The following is a 17017-nucleotide window of genomic DNA, read 5'->3' as shown; positions in this document are numbered from 1 at the left end:
TATTTTGCCCCGCGTGCATAAGCGAATATTGTGTAGAAAGTGTTTCACAAAGGGTTACAGACGGCGCCTGCAAGAGTTGTAGGTAATGTAGTAAGTTAGGCCGGTGAATATCATGCGAAGCGCGCGCCAGTAGCGGAGCTTGCTTCAGAGGGTAGTTAATTGAACGATATGGCAAAGAATCTGATCCTGTGGTTGATCATCGCGGCAGTCCTCGTGACGGTGATGAACAACTTCTCCAGCCCTAACGAGCCGCAGACCCTCAACTATTCCGACTTCATCCAGCAGGTCAAGGATGGCAAGGTCGAGCGCGTAGCCGTTGACGGCTATGTGATTACCGGCAAGCGCAACGATGGCGACAGCTTCAAGACCATTCGTCCGGCGATCCAGGACAATGGCCTGATCGGCGATCTGGTCGACAATCACGTTGTGGTTGAAGGCAAGCAGCCTGAGCAGCAAAGCATCTGGACTCAACTTCTGGTGGCCAGCTTCCCGATCCTGGTGATCATCGCGGTGTTCATGTTCTTCATGCGCCAGATGCAGGGTGGTGCCGGCGGCAAGGGTGGGCCGATGAGCTTTGGCAAGAGCAAGGCGCGCCTGCTCTCCGAAGACCAGGTGAAGACCACGCTGGCTGACGTTGCTGGTTGCGACGAAGCCAAGGAAGAAGTTGGTGAGCTGGTTGAGTTCCTGCGTGATCCGGGCAAGTTCCAGCGCCTCGGCGGTCGTATTCCTCGCGGCGTATTGATGGTCGGCCCTCCGGGTACCGGTAAAACCTTGCTGGCCAAGGCGATTGCCGGCGAAGCGAAAGTGCCGTTCTTCACCATCTCCGGTTCCGACTTCGTTGAAATGTTTGTGGGTGTTGGTGCAAGCCGCGTTCGCGACATGTTCGAGCAGGCCAAGAAGCACGCGCCTTGCATCATCTTCATCGACGAGATCGACGCCGTCGGTCGCCACCGTGGCGCCGGCATGGGCGGCGGTCACGACGAGCGTGAGCAGACTCTCAACCAGTTGCTGGTAGAGATGGACGGCTTCGAAATGAATGACGGCATCATCGTGATTGCAGCGACCAACCGTCCCGACGTGCTCGACCCTGCGCTGCTGCGTCCGGGCCGTTTTGACCGTCAGGTCGTTGTAGGTTTGCCGGATATCCGCGGTCGCGAGCAGATCCTCAAGGTTCACATGCGTAAAGTGCCAATGGGTGATGATGTGGCTCCGGCCGTTATCGCGCGCGGTACCCCGGGCTTCTCTGGCGCGGATCTGGCCAACCTTGTCAACGAAGCGTCGCTGTTCGCTGCACGTAGCGGCAAGCGCATCGTCGAAATGAAAGAATTCGAGCTGGCCAAAGACAAGATCATGATGGGCGCCGAGCGCAAATCCATGGTCATGTCCGAGAAAGAGAAACAGAACACCGCTTATCACGAAGCGGGCCATGCGATCGTTGGGCGCGTTGTGCCTGAGCATGATCCTGTCTACAAGGTTTCGATTATTCCGCGTGGTCGTGCGCTGGGTGTGACCATGTTCCTGCCGGAAGAGGATCGCTACAGCCTGTCCAAGCGTGCGCTGATCAGCCAGATCTGCTCGCTGTACGGTGGGCGTATCGCCGAAGAAATGACTCTTGGTTTCGACGGTGTGACCACCGGCGCGTCCAACGACATCATGCGTGCCAGTCAGATTGCGCGGAACATGGTGACCAAGTGGGGGCTGTCGGAAAAACTCGGTCCGCTGATGTACGCCGAAGAAGAGGGAGAGGTGTTCCTCGGTCGCGGTGGTGGCGGTCAGAATGCCAGCTTCTCCGGTGAGACAGCCAAACTTATCGACTCTGAAGTGCGCAGTATCATTGATCAGTGCTACGGCACGGCCAAGCAGATCCTCACGGACAACCGTGACAAACTGGATGCCATGGCTGATGCGCTGATGAAGTACGAAACTATTGATGCCGAGCAGATCGACGACATCATGGCGGGTCGTACGCCACGTGAACCGCGTGACTGGACAGGTGGCACGGGTACGCCTCCGCCTCCGGTGATTCAGGATGAGCGTCCGGAAACACCGATCGGCGGTCCGGCTGCTGACGTTTAAGGTTTGAAATGACTTCTGTACAGTCCCTGACCCGGTTGCCTTGCGGCAACCGGGTTCTTGATTTGGCCCAGACGCATGTCATGGGCATTCTCAATGTCACTCCCGATTCCTTCTCCGATGGCGGCCGGTACAATCAGCTCGACGTGGCCTTGCGTCACGCCGCAGCCATGGTGGCTGCTGGGGCGACGCTGATCGATGTCGGCGGTGAATCGACCCGGCCTGGCGCGCGCGCGGTTTCGCCTCTGGAAGAGCTGGAGCGCGTGGCCCCAATCGTGGAGCTGATCAATCGCGAGCTGGATGTGATCATCTCGGTCGATACTTCGACACCTGCCGTGATGCGTGAAACAGCGCGCCTGGGCGCCGGGTTGATCAATGATGTGCGTTCGCTGCGCCGCGATGGCGCGCTGGATGCAGCAGCGGCGACCGGATTGCCGGTCTGTCTGATGCATATGCTCGGCGAGCCGGGTGATATGCAAGACAATCCGCACTATCAGGACGTCACTCGGGAGGTGGGAGAGTTTCTGGCAGAGCGCATGGCTCAATGTGCGGCGGTGGGCATACCTGCAGAGCGGATCATTCTTGATCCCGGTTTCGGTTTCGCGAAAACCCTCCAGCACAATCTAAGCTTGTTCAAGCATATGGAAGCCCTGCATGCGCTGGGGCGTCCGCTATTGGTTGGTGTCTCGCGCAAAAGCATGATTGGCCAGGCGCTGAATCGCCCCGTGGGCGAGCGTCTGCATGGCGGTCTGGCCCTCGCGGCACTGGCGTCGGTGAAAGGTGCGCGTATCCTGCGCGTCCATGATGTGGCGGAAACGGTAGACGTGGTGCGCATGCTCGCGGCCGTGGAATCAGCCGAATAAGAATGATGGAGCACTTATGAGCAAGAAATACTTTGGTACTGACGGTATTCGTGGCCGCGTCGGTGAATATCCGATCACTCCGGACTTCATGCTCAAGCTCGGCTGGGCGGCCGGTATGGCCTTTCGCAAGATGGGCGCGTGCAAGGTGCTGGTTGGCAAGGACACGCGAATCTCCGGCTACATGTTCGAATCGGCGCTTGAGGCAGGTCTGACGTCGGCGGGCGCCGATGTGATGCTGCTTGGTCCGATGCCGACGCCCGCCATTGCCTATCTGTCGCGCACGTTTCAAGCCGAAGCCGGGATCGTGATCAGTGCTTCACATAACCCGCATGACGATAACGGCATCAAGTTCTTCTCGGGTAAAGGCACCAAGCTGCCTGACGAGTTGGAGCTGATGATCGAAGAATTGCTCGATACCCCGATGACCGTGGTTGAGTCGAGCAAAATTGGCAAGGTGTCGCGTATCAACGACGCCTCGGGTCGCTACATCGAATTCTGTAAAAGCAGTGTGCCTACCGGTACCAGCTTTTCCGGTTTGAAAATTGTGATCGACTGCGCACACGGAGCGACCTACAAAGTTGCTCCTAGTGTCTTTCGTGAGTTGGGCGCTGAAGTGGTCGTGCTGTCGGCTCAGCCCAATGGCCTGAACATCAATGACAATTGCGGTTCGACCCATATGGGGCCGCTGCAGGCCGCTGTTCTCGCCGAGCACGCTGATCTGGGGATCGCCTTTGATGGTGACGGTGACCGGGTGTTGATGGTCGATCACACGGGCGCCATTGTCGATGGCGACGAGCTGCTGTTCATCATTGCGCGTGATCTGCACGAGCGTGGCAAGTTGCAGGGTGGCGTAGTCGGTACCCTGATGAGCAATCTGGGGCTTGAGCTCGCACTGGCAGATCTTTCGATACCGTTCATTCGAGCCAATGTCGGTGACCGTTATGTGATCGCCGAGTTGCTGGAACGTAACTGGCTGGTTGGTGGTGAGAACTCGGGACATGTCGTTTGTTTCAATCACACCACTACAGGTGATGCAATCATTGCTGCGTTGCAGGTGCTGATGGCACTGAAAACCCGCAATGAAGGTCTTGCGCAAACGCGTCAGGCTTTGCGCAAGTGCCCTCAGGTACTGATCAATGTGCGCTTCGGTGGTGGCGAAAGTCCGCTTGAGCACCCGGCTGTCAAGGAAGCCAGTGCGCGTGTAACCCAGGCAATGGCGGGTCGTGGCCGGGTGCTTCTGCGCAAGTCCGGCACAGAGCCATTGGTACGTGTGATGGTCGAAGGCGAGGATGAAACTCAGGTTCGCAGCTACGCCGAAGAACTGGCAAAACTGGTAACTGAAGTTTCTGCCTGATTCGGCTTGCCAGCCATGATTGTGTTGGGTAACATCTGCGCCCACTTTGACCGACGAGGTACAGCATGCGTCGCCCTATGGTAGCTGGTAACTGGAAGATGCACGGTACCCGCGCCAGCGTCGCTGAGCTGATCAACGGCCTTCGTCATCTGGCCTTGCCAAGCGGTGTTGATGTCGCGGTATTCCCGCCTTGCTTGCATATCAATCAAGTGATTGATGGCTTGAAAGGTAAATCGATTTCGGTCGGTGCGCAGAATTCTGCGGTGGAATCCATGCAAGGTGCGTTGACTGGCGAGATTGCTCCTAGTCAGTTGGTGGATGCAGGTTGTTCCCTGGTGCTTGTCGGGCACTCCGAGCGCCGCCAGATAATGGGCGAGCGAGATGGGATGCTGAATCGCAAGTTCGCAGCGGCACAGGCATGTGGCTTGATTCCGGTGTTGTGTGTAGGGGAGACCCTCGAACAGCGCGAAGCCGGAAAAACTCTTGAGGTTGTCGGGCGTCAGCTGGGCAGCATCATAGAGGAGCTGGGTGTTGGTGCCTTTGCCAAGGCAGTCATTGCTTACGAGCCTGTCTGGGCCATTGGTACCGGACTGACTGCAACGCCGCAACAGGCTCAGGATGTGCATAAGGCCATTCGAGAGCAGTTGGCGGCAGAGAATTCTGAAGTCGCGCGAGGTGTGCGGCTTCTATACGGCGGCAGCGTGAAGGCGGCCAATGCGGTCGAACTGTTCGGCATGCCGGATATCGATGGGGGGCTCATTGGTGGAGCTTCCCTGAATGCAGATGAGTTCGGTGCGATTTGTCGCGCCGCGGGAAACTGAAAAAATGCTGGAAACAGTCGTAGTCGTTTTTCATCTGCTGGGTGCATTGGGCGTAGTTGCTCTGGTTTTGCTGCAGCAGGGTAAGGGTGCGGACGCTGGCGCGTCTTTCGGAGCAGGTGCTTCAAATACTGTGTTCGGAAGCCAAGGTTCCTCTACCTTTCTTAGTAAGTTTACTGCTATACTTGCCGCCGGTTTCTTCATAACCAGCTTGGGGTTAGGTTACTTTGCTAAAGAGAAGGCTCATCAGCTGACTCAAGCAGGTTTGCCAGATCCAGCAGTGTTGGAAGTACCTAAGCAACAACAACCGGCTTCTGATGATGTCCCGGTGCTTCAAGAGCAAAAGTCGGCTACTCCAGCGACTGACGTACCTCCAGCTCAAGAGCAGAAGTAAGAAGAGTTTCAAACGTAGTTTTGCCGAGGTGGTGGAATTGGTAGACACGCAACCTTGAGGTGGTTGTGCCCATAGGGTGTAGGGGTTCGAGTCCCCTTCTCGGTACCAATTAGTCAGGAGAGCCCGCTGTTGCGGGCTTTCTTGCAGGTGGAAGGTTACATTGACCCTATAAGGGATCGGTCGTATACTTCCGCCCCAGCTTTGTCGCGGGGTGGAGCAGTCTGGTAGCTCGTCGGGCTCATAACCCGAAGGTCGTCGGTTCAAATCCGGCCCCCGCAACCAGTTTAAGGAGCCCCTTTTCAGGGGCTTTTTGTTAGCTGGATACTTTCTGCGCCGCTGTTCGACGGCGTTTCAAGGATGGGCGTTTCGCCCATTTTTTTATTTTGCAGCGCATGCATTTACATGCACGAGGGGGTTCAGGTGTCGAGCAAGCTAGAAGAGTTGCAGGCCTTGTTGGCCCCGGTGGTCGTGGCCCTAGGCTATGAATGCTGGGGTATCGAGTTTTCGGCTCAGGGTCGTCACTCGATGTTGCGTGTTTATATCGATAAAGAGGGTGGCGTGCTGGTGGACGATTGCGCCATTGTCAGCCGTCAGATCAGCGGTGTCCTGGATGTTGAAGATCCGATCTCCGTTGAATACACCCTCGAAGTTTCCTCGCCTGGCATGGAACGCCCACTGTTCACTCTTGAGCAGTTTGCAAAATTTGCCGGTGAACAAGTGAAGATCAAGCTGCGCTCGCCTTTTGAAGGTCGACGCAACTTTCAGGGCCTTCTGCGCGGTGTAGAAGAACAGGACGTCGTGGTGCAGGTAGAAGACCATGAGTTCCTGTTGCCGATCGATATGATCGACAAGGCCAACATTATTCCCAGTTTTGACTGAGACGCGGATCCCGCGGATCCAATGGCTTGCGAAAGGCGAGGCGTACGATGAGCAAAGAAGTACTGCTGGTTGTTGAGTCGGTATCCAATGAAAAGGGTGTACCGGCAAGCGTGATTTTTGAAGCGCTGGAGCTGGCTCTGGCCACTGCTACCAAAAAGCGTTTTGAAGACGAAGTTGACCTGCGTGTGGAAATTAACCGCCACACCGGTTCCTACGAGACTTTCCGTCGCTGGACAGTCGTCGAAGAGAATGATCTCGACGATCCTGCGATCGAAACCTGGCCAAGCAAGGTTGCCGAAACGCATCCGGGCGCCAAGGTCGGCGACGTCGTCGAAGAAAAGATCGAATCCATCGAGTTCGGCCGCATTGCAGCACAGACCGCCAAACAGGTCATCGTGCAGAAAGTCCGTGAAGCCGAGCGCGCTCAAGTGGTCGACGCCTATCGCGAGCGCCTGGGAGAAATCATCTCCGGCACCGTGAAGAAAGTCACCCGTGACAACGTGATCGTCGATCTGGGCAACAACGCCGAAGCGTTGCTGGCCCGTGAAGACATCATTTCTCGCGAAACCTTCCGTGTCGGTGTGCGCCTGCGCGCACTGCTCAAGGAAATCCGCACCGAGAACCGCGGCCCGCAGTTGATCCTGTCGCGTACCGCGCCGGAAATGCTGATCGAGTTGTTCCGCATTGAAGTGCCGGAGATCGCCGAAGGCCTGATCGAAGTCATGGCGGCGTCCCGTGATCCGGGTTCGCGTGCCAAGATCGCTGTCCGCTCCAAGGACAAACGCATCGACCCGCAGGGCGCGTGCATCGGTATGCGCGGTTCGCGCGTCCAGGCCGTGTCGGGCGAGTTGGGTGGCGAGCGTGTCGACATCGTCCTGTGGGACGATAACCCGGCGCAGTTCGTGATCAATGCCATGTCGCCGGCAGAAGTGGCGGCCATTATCGTTGACGAAGATGCCCATGCCATGGACATCGCCGTTGGCGCAGACAATCTGGCTCAGGCCATCGGTCGTGGTGGTCAGAACGTGCGTCTGGCGAGCCAGTTGACAGGCTGGACCCTGAACGTGATGACCGAATCGGACATCCAGGCTAAGCAACAAGCAGAAACCGGCGACATCCTGCGCAACTTCATCGACGAGCTGGAAGTCGACGAAGAGCTGGCTCAGGTGCTGGTAGATGAAGGCTTCACCAGCCTGGAAGAGATTGCCTACGTACCGTTGGAAGAAATGCTCAACATCGACGGCTTTGACGAAGACATCGTCAACGAGCTTCGCGCTCGTGCCAAGGATCGTTTGTTGACCAAAGCCATCGCTACTGAGGAAAAGCTGGCAGACGCCCATCCGGCCGAAGACCTGCTCTCGCTTGAGGGTATGGACAAGGATTTGGCGATGGAACTGGCGGTGCGCGGCGTAATTACCCGCGAAGACCTGGCCGAGCAGTCTATTGACGACCTGCTCGACATCGACGGCATTGACGATGATCGTGCCGGCAAGTTGATCATGGCCGCCCGAGCCCACTGGTTCGAGTAATTAGGCGCGGCCTGAGGAGAGAAGTGCATGACGCAAGTCACGGTGAAACAACTGGCCGATGAGGTCAAAACACCGGTAGAGCGCCTGTTGCAGCAGATGCGTGAGGCAGGTCTGCCGCACACCGCCGCCGAAGAACATGTGACTGACAGTGAGAAGCAATCCCTGCTGACTCACTTGAAAAGCAGCCACAAGGCGAAAGTGGAAGAACCACGCAAAATCACGCTGCAGCGTAAAACCACCAGCACCCTGCGTGTGGCTGGTAGCAAGAGCATCAGCGTAGAAGTTCGCAAGAAGAAGGTTTTCGTACAGCGTAGCCCGGAAGAAATCGAAGCCGAGCGCCAGCGTGAACTGGAAGAGCGTCGCGCAGTAGAAAATGCTGCCCGTCAGAAGGCTGAAGAAGAAGCCAAGCAGCGCGCTGAAGAAGAAGCGCGTCGCCAGCCTGCTGCTGCGCCGAGCGCTCCTGCCGAAGCTGTTGCAGCACCTGCGCCAGTCGCTGAACCTGTGCGCGAAGCCGCACCGGTTGTCGCTGCTGCGCCAGCTGCCGACACGCGCAAGCGTGACGAACAGCGCCGTCCGGACAAACCACGTGCCGACGATAACAGTCGTCGTGGCGGCGGCGACGGCGAGCGCAAAAACGCTCCGCATCGCGCATCGGTCAAAGAAAAAGCGCCGGCGCCACGTGTGGCGCCACGCACAACCGACGAAGAAAGCGACGGCTTCCGTCGTGGTGGTCGCGGCAAGGCCAAGCTGAAAAAACGCAACGCTCACGGTTTCCAGAACCCTACCGGTCCTGTCGTGCGTGAAGTGAAGATCGGCGAGACCATCACTGTTGGCGATCTTGCCCAGCAGATGTCGGTCAAGGCTGCTGAAATCATCAAGTTCATGTTCAAACTGGGCACTCCAGCGACCATCAACCAGGTACTCGATCAGGAAACTGCTCAACTGGTAGCTGAAGAGCTGGGCCACAAAGTGACCCTGGTCAGCGACACCGCCCTGGAAGATTCCCTGGCCGAGTCCCTGAAGTTTGAAGGCGAGGCAGTTTCCCGTGCGCCAGTCGTGACCGTAATGGGCCACGTTGACCACGGTAAGACTTCCCTGCTCGACTACATCCGTCGTGCCAAGGTAGCTGCAGGCGAAGCCGGCGGCATTACCCAGCACATCGGTGCATACCACGTTGAAACCGACCGTGGCATGGTGACGTTCCTCGACACCCCTGGTCACGCTGCATTTACCGCAATGCGTGCCCGTGGTGCCAAGGCGACCGACATCGTGATCCTGGTGGTTGCGGCGGACGACGGCGTGATGCCGCAAACCATCGAGGCTGTTCAGCACGCTCAGGCGGCTGGCGTTCCTCTGGTGGTTGCGGTGAACAAGATCGACAAGCCAGGTGCCGACCTCGATCGCATCCGCAGCGAACTGTCGGTTCACGGCGTGACTTCCGAAGACTGGGGCGGCGACACGCCATTCGTACCGGTTTCGGCGAAAATGGGTACCGGCGTTGACGAACTGCTCGAAGCCGTTCTGCTGCAGGCCGAAGTGCTCGAACTGACCGCCACCCCATCGGCTCCTGGCCGTGGTGTTGTCGTCGAATCGCGTCTGGACAAGGGTCGTGGCCCGGTAGCCACTGTTCTGGTTCAGGACGGTACGCTGCGTCAAGGCGACATGGTGCTGGTCGGCTCGAACTATGGCCGCGTGCGCGCCATGCTCGACGAGAACGGCAAGCCAATCAAGGAAGCCGGTCCGGCCATTCCGGTCGAGATCCTGGGTCTTGACGGTACGCCGGACGCTGGCGACGAGATGAGCGTGGTTGCCGACGAGAAGAAAGCCCGTGAAGTGGCTCTGTTCCGTCAAGGCAAGTTCCGCGAAGTCAAACTGGCTCGCGCTCACGCCGGCAAGCTGGAAAACATCTTCGAAAACATGGGCCAGGAAGAGAAGAAGACGCTCAACATCGTCCTCAAATCCGACGTCCGTGGTTCGCTGGAAGCTTTGCAGGGCGCTCTGAACGGCCTGGGCAACGACGAAGTGCAAGTGCGCGTGGTCGGTGGCGGTGTCGGTGGTATCACCGAGTCCGACGCCAACCTGGCACTGGCTTCCAACGCTGTACTGTTCGGCTTCAACGTGCGTGCCGATGCTGGCGCACGCAAGATCGTCGAGCAGGAAGGTCTGGACATGCGTTACTACAACGTGATCTACGACATCATCGAAGACGTCAAGAAAGCCCTGACCGGCATGCTCGGCAGCGATGTTCGCGAGAACATCCTGGGTGTGGCCGAAGTTCGTGACGTGTTCCGTTCGCCGAAGTTTGGCGCGATCGCCGGTTGCATGGTGATCGAAGGTGTTGTGCACCGTAACCGTCCGATCCGTGTACTGCGTGAAGACATCGTTATCTTCGAAGGCGAGCTGGAATCCCTGCGCCGCTTCAAGGATGACGCTTCCGAAGTACGTGCCGGCATGGAATGCGGTATCGGCGTGAAGAGCTACAACGACGTCAAAGTCGGTGACAAGATCGAAGTCTTCGAGAAGGTTCAGGTTGCTCGCAGCCTCTGACTCGCGCACTTCAAGGGCCACGCCGAGCCGCCGCATGCAGATGCGCGCCACGACGTCAGGACTCTAAACGCAACGCCCGGTCTGGCTTTTGTCAGGCCGGGCGTTTGCCGCTTTCAGACCTTGCGGGTTTCACCGTAGGGCAGTAACAGGTAACAAAATCATGGCAAAAGAATACAGCCGTACCCAACGTATCGGCGATCAGATGCAGCGTGAGCTGGCCCAACTGATCCGTCGTGAAGTCAAAGACCCGCGCGTCGGCCTGGTCACCATTACTGCTGTGGAAGTCAGCCGTGACGTCGGTCACGCGAAGATCTTCATCACCGTGATGGGGCAGGACAACGCCGAAGACATCGCGCAAAGCATCAAGGTGCTCAACGCTGCCGCAGGTTTCCTGCGCATGCAGCTGGCCCGTGAAATGAAGCTGCGCAGCGTGCCGCAATTGCATTTCCACTACGACGAAAGCGTCGTGCGTGGCGCGCACCTGTCGGCCCTGATCGAGCGCGCCGTGGCTGAGGACAATCAGCACGTGGCTGCGGCACCTGAAGACACCAAGGAGTAATTCGGTGGCTCAGGTCAAACGTATCCGTCGTAACGTCAGCGGTATCATCCTGCTCGACAAGCCGCTGGGGTTCACCTCCAACGCCGCGTTGCAGAAGGTTCGCTGGTTGCTCAACGCCGAGAAGGCCGGTCACACCGGCAGTCTCGACCCGTTGGCCACCGGTGTATTGCCGCTGTGCTTTGGCGAAGCAACCAAGTTCTCGCAATACCTGCTCGATTCCGACAAGGGTTACGAAACCCTCGCGCAACTGGGCAAGACCACCACCACGGCGGACGCTGAGGGTGAGGTTTTGCAGGAGCGCCCGGTGACCGTTGGTCGCGCCGATGTCGAAGCGGTTCTGCCGAAATTTCGCGGGCAAATCAGTCAGATACCGCCGATGTACTCGGCACTCAAGCGTGATGGTCAGCCGTTGTACAAGCTGGCTCGTGCAGGCGAAGTAGTGGAGCGCGAACCGCGTTCTGTTACTATTGCGCGCTTGGAATTGCTGGCCTTCGAAGGCGATACTGCGCGTCTTGCGGTGGATTGCAGCAAGGGCACCTATATTCGCACTTTGGTGGAGGATATCGGTGAGCAACTCGGTTGTGGTGCGTACGTCGCTGAACTGCGTCGTACCCAGGCCGGGCCTTTCACCCTGGCGCAGACCGTGACCCTCGAAGAGCTGGAAGCGGTACATGCCGAAGGCGGCAACGAAGCGGTCGACCGTTTCCTGATGCCATCGGACAGCGGCCTGCAGGATTGGCCGCTGCTGCACTTCTCCGAAGCGAGTGCGTTCTACTGGCTCAACGGCCAGCCAGTACGTGCCCCGGATGCGCCGAAGTTCGGCATGGTACGGGTACAGGATCACAACGGTCGCTTCATCGGTATCGGTGAAGTGAGCGAAGACGGGCGCATCGCGCCGCGTCGACTGATTCGGTCAGAATGACCGGAAACCGGTCTGTGTAACAGCAGGCCGGCGAGTGTGGCTGTCAACAGGCACGGTCACTACTCATTTATAGATACAGGGATTTGTCCCTGGCCTGTTGAAACTGTTTTTGAAACAGTTTCCTGATAAAAGGATTGCCTCATGGCTCTCGACGTTCAAGAAAAAGCTCAAATCGTTGCCGACTACCAGCAAGCTGTTGGTGATACTGGTTCGCCAGAAGTGCAAGTTGCACTGCTGACCGCCAACATCAACAAACTGCAAGGTCACTTCAAGGCCAACGGTAAAGACCACCACTCCCGTCGTGGTCTGATCCGCATGGTAAACCAGCGTCGCAAGCTGCTGGACTACCTGAAAGGCAAGGATCTGAGCCGTTACAGCGCTCTGATCGGCCGCCTGGGTCTGCGTCGCTAATCAGCGATTGCGCTATGAGGTTGGTTGTCTGTCAGGCATCGGCGGTTTTCCGCTGGTGGCTGGCAGGCTCCCAGCCTCAAGTTTTATCTGCACTACCGTTTTACCCGGACAGTCAGCGGGCCGATTCCCGACATTGCCCAAGAATTTCGCAAGAAACCAGTTCCCCCAAGAGCCACAAAGAAGGTAGGACACCGTGAACCCGGTAATCAAAAAATTCCAGTTCGGTCAGTCGACCGTTACCCTCGAGACTGGCCGTATCGCCCGTCAGGCCTCCGGCGCAGTATTGGTCACCGTTGACGACGACGTCAGCGTATTGGTGACCGTAGTCGGTGCCAAGCAAGCCGATCCAGGCAAGGGTTTCTTCCCTCTGTCCGTTCACTACCAGGAAAAAACTTACGCTGCCGGTAAGATCCCTGGCGGTTTCTTCAAGCGTGAAGGCCGTCCTTCCGAGAAAGAAACCCTGACTTCCCGACTGATCGACCGTCCGATCCGTCCGCTGTTCCCAGAAGGTTTCATGAACGAAGTGCAGGTTGTCTGCACCGTCGTTTCCACTAGCAAGAAGACCGATCCGGACATCGCTGCGATGATCGGTACCTCGGCTGCCCTGGCCATCTCCGGTATTCCGTTCGACGGCCCGATCGGCGCCGCTCGCGTCGCTTTCCACGAAAGCACCGGCTACCTGCTGAACCCGACCTACGAGCAGCAAGCTGCTTCGAGCCTGGACATGGTCGTTGCCGGCACCTCCGACGCCGTACTGATGGTTGAATCGGAAGCCAAAGAGCTGACCGAAGACCAGATGCTGGGCGCGGTACTGTTTGCTCACGACGAGTTCCAGGTGGTGATCAACGCCGTCAAGGAACTGGCCGCTGAAGCTGCCAAGCCAACCTGGACCTGGGCGCCTGCTCCAGAAGCCACCGAACTGCTGGGCGCGATCCGTGCCGAGTTCGGCGAAGCGATCTCCCAGGCTTACACCATCACCGTCAAGGCTGACCGCTACGCACGTCTGGGCGAGCTGAAAGACCAGGTCGTTGCCAAGCTGTCCGGCGAAGAAGGCCAGCCTTCTGCTGCTGACGTCAAAGCCGCTTTCGGCGAAATCGAATACCGCACCGTTCGCGAAAACATCGTTAACGGCAAGCCACGTATCGACGGCCGCGACACCCGCACCGTACGTCCGCTGAACATCGAAGTCGGCGTTCTGCCTAAGACTCACGGTTCGGCGCTGTTCACCCGTGGCGAAACCCAGGCTCTGGTAGTCGCGACGCTGGGTACTGCCCGTGACGCACAGCTGCTGGACACCCTGGAAGGCGAGAAAAAAGACCCGTTCATGCTGCACTACAACTTCCCTCCGTTCTCGGTGGGCGAGTGTGGTCGCATGGGTGGCGCTGGTCGTCGTGAAATCGGTCACGGCCGTCTGGCCCGTCGTTCGGTTTCGGCCATGCTGCCAGCCGCTGACGTGTTCCCGTACACCATCCGTGTGGTTTCGGAAATCACCGAATCCAACGGTTCGAGCTCGATGGCTTCCGTTTGCGGCGCTTCCCTGGCCCTGATGGACGCTGGTGTGCCAATGAAGGCGCCGGTTGCCGGTATCGCCATGGGTCTGGTCAAAGAAGGCGAGAAATTCGCCGTCCTGACCGACATCCTGGGTGACGAAGACCACCTGGGCGACATGGACTTCAAAGTAGCCGGTACCGCCAAAGGCGTTACTGCGCTGCAGATGGACATCAAGATCAAGGGCATCACCGAAGAGATCATGGAAATCGCTCTGGGCCAGGCCCTGGAAGCGCGCCTGAACATCCTCGGCCAGATGAACCAGATCATCGGTCAGTCGCGTACCGAGCTGTCGGCCAACGCGCCGACCATGATCGCGATGAAGATCGATACCGACAAGATCCGTGACGTTATCGGTAAAGGTGGCGCGACCATCCGTGCGATCTGCGAAGAAACCAAGGCTTCGATCGACATCGAAGACGACGGTTCGATCAAGATCTTCGGCGAAACCAAGGATGCCGCAGAAGCTGCTCGCCAGCGCGTTCTGAGCATCACTGCAGAAGCTGAAATCGGCAAGATCTACGTCGGCAAGGTTGAGCGCATTGTCGACTTCGGCGCATTCGTCAACATCCTGCCGGGCAAGGACGGTCTGGTGCACATCTCGATGCTGAGCGACGCTCGCGTAGAGAAAGTCACCGACATCCTGAAAGAAGGTCAGGAAGTGGAAGTGCTGGTACTGGACGTGGACAACCGCGGCCGTATCAAGCTGTCCATCAAAGACGTGGCAGCGGCCAAGGCTTCGGGCGTTTAATCAGCCCCCAGCTTTAGCGCAATGAAAATGCCCCGCCGTGAAAACGGCGGGGCATTTTTTTGTCTGCCATAAACGCATTTGTGGCGAGGGAGCTTGCTCCCGCTCGGCTGCGCAGCAGTCGTAAAAATCAGCCTCAGAAAGCATGGGGTCGCTCCGCAACCCAGCGGGAGCAAGCTCCCTCGCCACAAGTGATAATCAGCAGAAACATGCTCAAATTTGCCGCAGCCCGAGACCGGTGCTAGGTTTAGCCCACCGCCCGTGTAGCTCAGCCGGTAGAGCAGCGCACTCGTAACGCGAAGGTCGCAGGTTCGATTCCTGTCTCGGGCACCACTTCCCTTATTTCACCTTGCGGCTCAGATCCTCGACGGTTCGTTTGAGTTGTTCCATGGCGCGATCCTGATCGTTGATTTTCTGCTTCAGGCTGGAAATCTCGCTGCTGGCGGAATTCGAGCTCGAGCCGCTGTTGCGCTTGAGGTCTTCGACCTGGCGTCCGAGGGTATCCAGTTGCCGGTCCTGATCCTTGACCTTGCTCTTCAGGTCATCGATTTCCTTGCTGCTGGAGTTCGAACTCGAACCGCTGCTGCGTTTGAGTTCTTCAATCTGGCGTGACTGATCGCGGACGGTATCGCGGATCTTTTGCAGTTCATCAATGCTGATATCGCTTTTGATGACAACATCCTTGCCGTAGTCATTGTGAATCAGCGAAACCTTGTCGCCATAGGATGAGCTGCTGTTGCTCAATTCAAGCGCCATGGCGCTGGCCGGCAACAGCATGGCGGCGAGCAAGGCACTGGCAGACACAACGGAACAAATCTTCGAAAAGCTGCGCATCACTGGTTTTCCTTGTGAACAGCAAGAGTGAGTGCCGAAGTGGCACATCGCTATGACTCAAAATCCGGATTTATGTTCCGCAGGTCAAGTTTTTGTGAAAGAGATGTAAAGAGCCGTGTAATTCGTCATGCAAACGTCCTATATTCGGTGCCTGCATGAGCATCGCTTAGCAGTTTTCAGATGATCCCGAATGGTTCCGAAGGCCGGACAATCCGCGTCAGAGAGATCCTTGATGATCCAGATCCATCCTCCATTCTTACGATCAGCGAGAACGCCATGACCGAATTAACTCAAGAGCAACGTCACGAACAAGCGCTGGAGAAATACAAGCTCGACGCGCCCCAACTGCTGGAAGAGATCAAGGACCTGAGTCCTGATGAGCAGAAGGACCAGATCCAGTGGGCGTTCGAGGACGAAGCCGAGGCCCAGGGCTTGCAGCCGTGGGAGTTGACGCTCAAGTACACCAGCACCCCTGAAGAGTTTGAGGCCAAGCGTCTGGAACTGCACAAGGAGGCGGCCGAAGTGTTGGGCGTCGATTGGGAAGAGTACTGCGAGATGAACAATCTGGTGGTCTGAAACAAAAACGCCAGCCTTAACCGGGCTGGCGTTTTTTGTGGCGTGAGGGCCTCAGAGGCTCAGACGCATCGACAGGTCCACTGCCTTCACATCCTTGGTCATCGCACCGATCGAGATGTAATCCACCCCGGTCTCGGCGATCGGCAGCAGCGTGCTTTCGTTGATGCCGCCACTGGCTTCCAGTTTGGCCTTGCCGTCGTTCAGGCGCACGGCTTCGCGCATGTCATCCAGACTCAACTCGTCGAGCATGATGATGTCGGCGCCGGCTGTCAGCGCTTCTTTCAGCTCTTCCAGACTTTCCACTTCGACTTCCACCGGTTTGCCCGGCGCGATCTTGTGCGCGGCGGCGATGGCCTGCGCAATGCCGCCGCTGGCGGCGATGTGGTTTTCCTTGATCAGGAACGCGTCGTAGAGGCCGATGCGGTGGTTGTGGCAGCCGCCGCAGGTCACTGCGTATTTCTGCGCCAGACGCAGGCCTGGCAGTGTCTTGCGGGTATCCAGCAGCTTGACCTGGGTCTGGGCCACGAAGTCCGCCAGGTACTGCGCACGCGTCGCCACGCCGGACAGCAGTTGCAGGAAGTTCAGCGCGCTGCGCTCGCCCGTCAGCAACGAACGCGCCGGGCCTTCCAGGTGAAACAGCGGCTGATTGGGTTTGACCCGTTCGCCATCCCGCACCTGCCAATGCACCGCGACGCGCGGATCGAGCTGGCGAAACACCGTGTCGACCCACGCCGTGCCGCAGATGACGGCCTCATCGCGAGTAATAATGGTGGCTTTGGCCAGACGTTCGGCCGGGATCAGTTGCGCGGTGATGTCGCCGCTGCCGACGTCTTCGAGCAACGCGCGGCGCACGTTGGCTTCGATTTCGGCGGGCAGATCGGCGAGACGTAGATTCGGCATAACGGGCTCCACAAACTAAGTGCGCCGATTATAGGGGCATGGCGAGAGCCAACCCAAGGCGA

General features: G+C 58.0%; 15 protein-coding genes and 3 tRNA genes. 16 read left to right on the top strand and 2 right to left on the bottom strand.

The window, feature by feature from the left end:
- Nucleotides 1–168: 168 nt before the first annotated feature.
- The 15 genes from ftsH (at nt 169) to KVQ82_RS25985 (ending at nt 14978) form a co-directional block, all read left to right on the top strand.
- Complete coding sequence (gene ftsH / locus KVQ82_RS26055; protein ID WP_027610779.1) at nt 169–2076, top strand: ATP-dependent zinc metalloprotease FtsH; 1908 nt, start codon at nt 169–171, stop codon at nt 2074–2076.
- An 8-nt stretch (nt 2077–2084) separates the two neighbouring features.
- Nucleotides 2085–2936, top strand: coding sequence for a dihydropteroate synthase (gene folP / locus KVQ82_RS26050; RefSeq protein ID WP_108181642.1), 852 nt, complete (start codon nt 2085–2087; stop codon nt 2934–2936).
- A 16-nt stretch (nt 2937–2952) separates the two neighbouring features.
- Nucleotides 2953–4290, top strand: a complete 1338-nt coding sequence (gene glmM / locus KVQ82_RS26045) for a phosphoglucosamine mutase (RefSeq protein WP_108181643.1) — start codon at nt 2953–2955, stop codon at nt 4288–4290.
- A 65-nt stretch (nt 4291–4355) separates the two neighbouring features.
- Nucleotides 4356–5111: a triose-phosphate isomerase gene (gene tpiA, locus KVQ82_RS26040; protein ID WP_008088336.1), complete on the top strand. Its 756-nt coding sequence runs from the start codon at nt 4356–4358 to the stop codon at nt 5109–5111.
- 4 nt (nt 5112–5115) lie between these two features.
- A complete protein-coding gene (gene secG, locus KVQ82_RS26035) occupies nt 5116–5502 on the top strand; it encodes a preprotein translocase subunit SecG (RefSeq protein ID WP_027610782.1) in 387 nt (128 codons plus the stop codon).
- A gap of 22 nt (nt 5503–5524) precedes the next feature.
- Nucleotides 5525–5610, top strand: a tRNA-Leu gene (locus tag KVQ82_RS26030).
- A 97-nt stretch (nt 5611–5707) separates the two neighbouring features.
- Nucleotides 5708–5784: transfer RNA gene (locus KVQ82_RS26025), tRNA-Met, on the top strand.
- 138 nt (nt 5785–5922) lie between these two features.
- The gene (rimP, locus tag KVQ82_RS26020; protein ID WP_007973115.1) at nt 5923–6381 is read left to right on the top strand and encodes a ribosome maturation factor RimP; all 459 of its coding nucleotides are present in this window, start codon (nt 5923–5925) and stop codon (nt 6379–6381) included.
- Nucleotides 6382–6428: 47 nt separating this feature from the next.
- The gene (gene nusA / locus KVQ82_RS26015; RefSeq protein ID WP_003221546.1) at nt 6429–7910 is read left to right on the top strand and encodes a transcription termination factor NusA; all 1482 of its coding nucleotides are present in this window, start codon (nt 6429–6431) and stop codon (nt 7908–7910) included.
- A 27-nt stretch (nt 7911–7937) separates the two neighbouring features.
- Nucleotides 7938–10457 carry a translation initiation factor IF-2 gene (gene infB / locus KVQ82_RS26010; RefSeq protein ID WP_041066807.1) on the top strand — a complete coding sequence of 840 codons (2520 nt, stop codon included), beginning with the start codon at nt 7938–7940 and terminating at the stop codon, nt 10455–10457.
- Between the two features lie 160 nt (nt 10458–10617).
- On the top strand, nt 10618–11016 hold the full coding sequence (gene rbfA / locus KVQ82_RS26005; RefSeq protein WP_007961438.1) for a 30S ribosome-binding factor RbfA: 399 nt from the start codon (nt 10618–10620) through the stop codon (nt 11014–11016).
- A 4-nt stretch (nt 11017–11020) separates the two neighbouring features.
- Nucleotides 11021–11938, top strand: coding sequence for a tRNA pseudouridine(55) synthase TruB (gene truB, locus KVQ82_RS26000; RefSeq protein WP_024011571.1), 918 nt, complete (start codon nt 11021–11023; stop codon nt 11936–11938).
- Between the two features lie 141 nt (nt 11939–12079).
- Nucleotides 12080–12349, top strand: coding sequence for a 30S ribosomal protein S15 (gene rpsO / locus KVQ82_RS25995; protein WP_003221553.1), 270 nt, complete (start codon nt 12080–12082; stop codon nt 12347–12349).
- 193 nt (nt 12350–12542) lie between these two features.
- Nucleotides 12543–14648 carry a polyribonucleotide nucleotidyltransferase gene (gene pnp / locus KVQ82_RS25990; protein ID WP_007961443.1) on the top strand — a complete coding sequence of 702 codons (2106 nt, stop codon included), beginning with the start codon at nt 12543–12545 and terminating at the stop codon, nt 14646–14648.
- 254 nt (nt 14649–14902) lie between these two features.
- A tRNA-Thr gene (locus tag KVQ82_RS25985) sits at nt 14903–14978 on the top strand.
- Nucleotides 14979–14984: 6 nt separating this feature from the next.
- On the opposite strand, the gene KVQ82_RS25980 is transcribed toward KVQ82_RS25985, so the two are convergent.
- Entirely contained in the window at nt 14985–15479 is a 495-nt protein-coding gene (locus KVQ82_RS25980) for a hypothetical protein (protein WP_041066814.1), read from the bottom strand.
- A gap of 276 nt (nt 15480–15755) precedes the next feature.
- Here KVQ82_RS25980 and KVQ82_RS25975 point away from each other — a divergent pair, with 276 nt between their 5' ends.
- Nucleotides 15756–16055, top strand: coding sequence for a DUF6388 family protein (locus KVQ82_RS25975; RefSeq protein ID WP_041066817.1), 300 nt, complete (start codon nt 15756–15758; stop codon nt 16053–16055).
- Nucleotides 16056–16106: 51 nt separating this feature from the next.
- On the opposite strand, the gene nadC is transcribed toward KVQ82_RS25975, so the two are convergent.
- Complete coding sequence (gene nadC, locus KVQ82_RS25970) at nt 16107–16955, bottom strand: carboxylating nicotinate-nucleotide diphosphorylase (protein ID WP_222016603.1); 849 nt, start codon at nt 16953–16955, stop codon at nt 16107–16109.
- Nucleotides 16956–17017 lie beyond the last annotated feature (62 nt).

The organism is Pseudomonas sp. AO-1 (assembly GCF_019775695.1).
Classification (GTDB): domain Bacteria; phylum Pseudomonadota; class Gammaproteobacteria; order Pseudomonadales; family Pseudomonadaceae; genus Aquipseudomonas; species Aquipseudomonas parakoreensis.
The sequence above is the reverse complement of the archived record's forward strand: the minus strand, read 5'-3'. Positions and strand labels throughout refer to the sequence as shown.

What these genes read in the sequence shown, in the direction of transcription:
- infB (WP_041066807.1), top strand. Translation starts at nt 7,938, where the DNA reads ATGACGCAAGTCACGGTGAAACAACTGGCCGATGAGGTCAAAACACCG.
- secG (WP_027610782.1), top strand. Translation starts at nt 5,116, where the DNA reads ATGCTGGAAACAGTCGTAGTCGTTTTTCATCTGCTGGGTGCATTGGGC.
- ftsH (WP_027610779.1), top strand. Translation starts at nt 169, where the DNA reads ATGGCAAAGAATCTGATCCTGTGGTTGATCATCGCGGCAGTCCTCGTG.
- tpiA (WP_008088336.1), top strand. Translation starts at nt 4,356, where the DNA reads ATGCGTCGCCCTATGGTAGCTGGTAACTGGAAGATGCACGGTACCCGC.
- KVQ82_RS25975 (WP_041066817.1), top strand. Translation starts at nt 15,756, where the DNA reads ATGACCGAATTAACTCAAGAGCAACGTCACGAACAAGCGCTGGAGAAA.
- rbfA (WP_007961438.1), top strand. Translation starts at nt 10,618, where the DNA reads ATGGCAAAAGAATACAGCCGTACCCAACGTATCGGCGATCAGATGCAG.
- KVQ82_RS25980 (WP_041066814.1), bottom strand. Translation starts at nt 15,479, where the DNA reads ATGCGCAGCTTTTCGAAGATTTGTTCCGTTGTGTCTGCCAGTGCCTTG.
- glmM (WP_108181643.1), top strand. Translation starts at nt 2,953, where the DNA reads ATGAGCAAGAAATACTTTGGTACTGACGGTATTCGTGGCCGCGTCGGT.
- folP (WP_108181642.1), top strand. Translation starts at nt 2,085, where the DNA reads ATGACTTCTGTACAGTCCCTGACCCGGTTGCCTTGCGGCAACCGGGTT.
- nusA (WP_003221546.1), top strand. Translation starts at nt 6,429, where the DNA reads ATGAGCAAAGAAGTACTGCTGGTTGTTGAGTCGGTATCCAATGAAAAG.
- rpsO (WP_003221553.1), top strand. Translation starts at nt 12,080, where the DNA reads ATGGCTCTCGACGTTCAAGAAAAAGCTCAAATCGTTGCCGACTACCAG.
- nadC (WP_222016603.1), bottom strand. Translation starts at nt 16,955, where the DNA reads ATGCCGAATCTACGTCTCGCCGATCTGCCCGCCGAAATCGAAGCCAAC.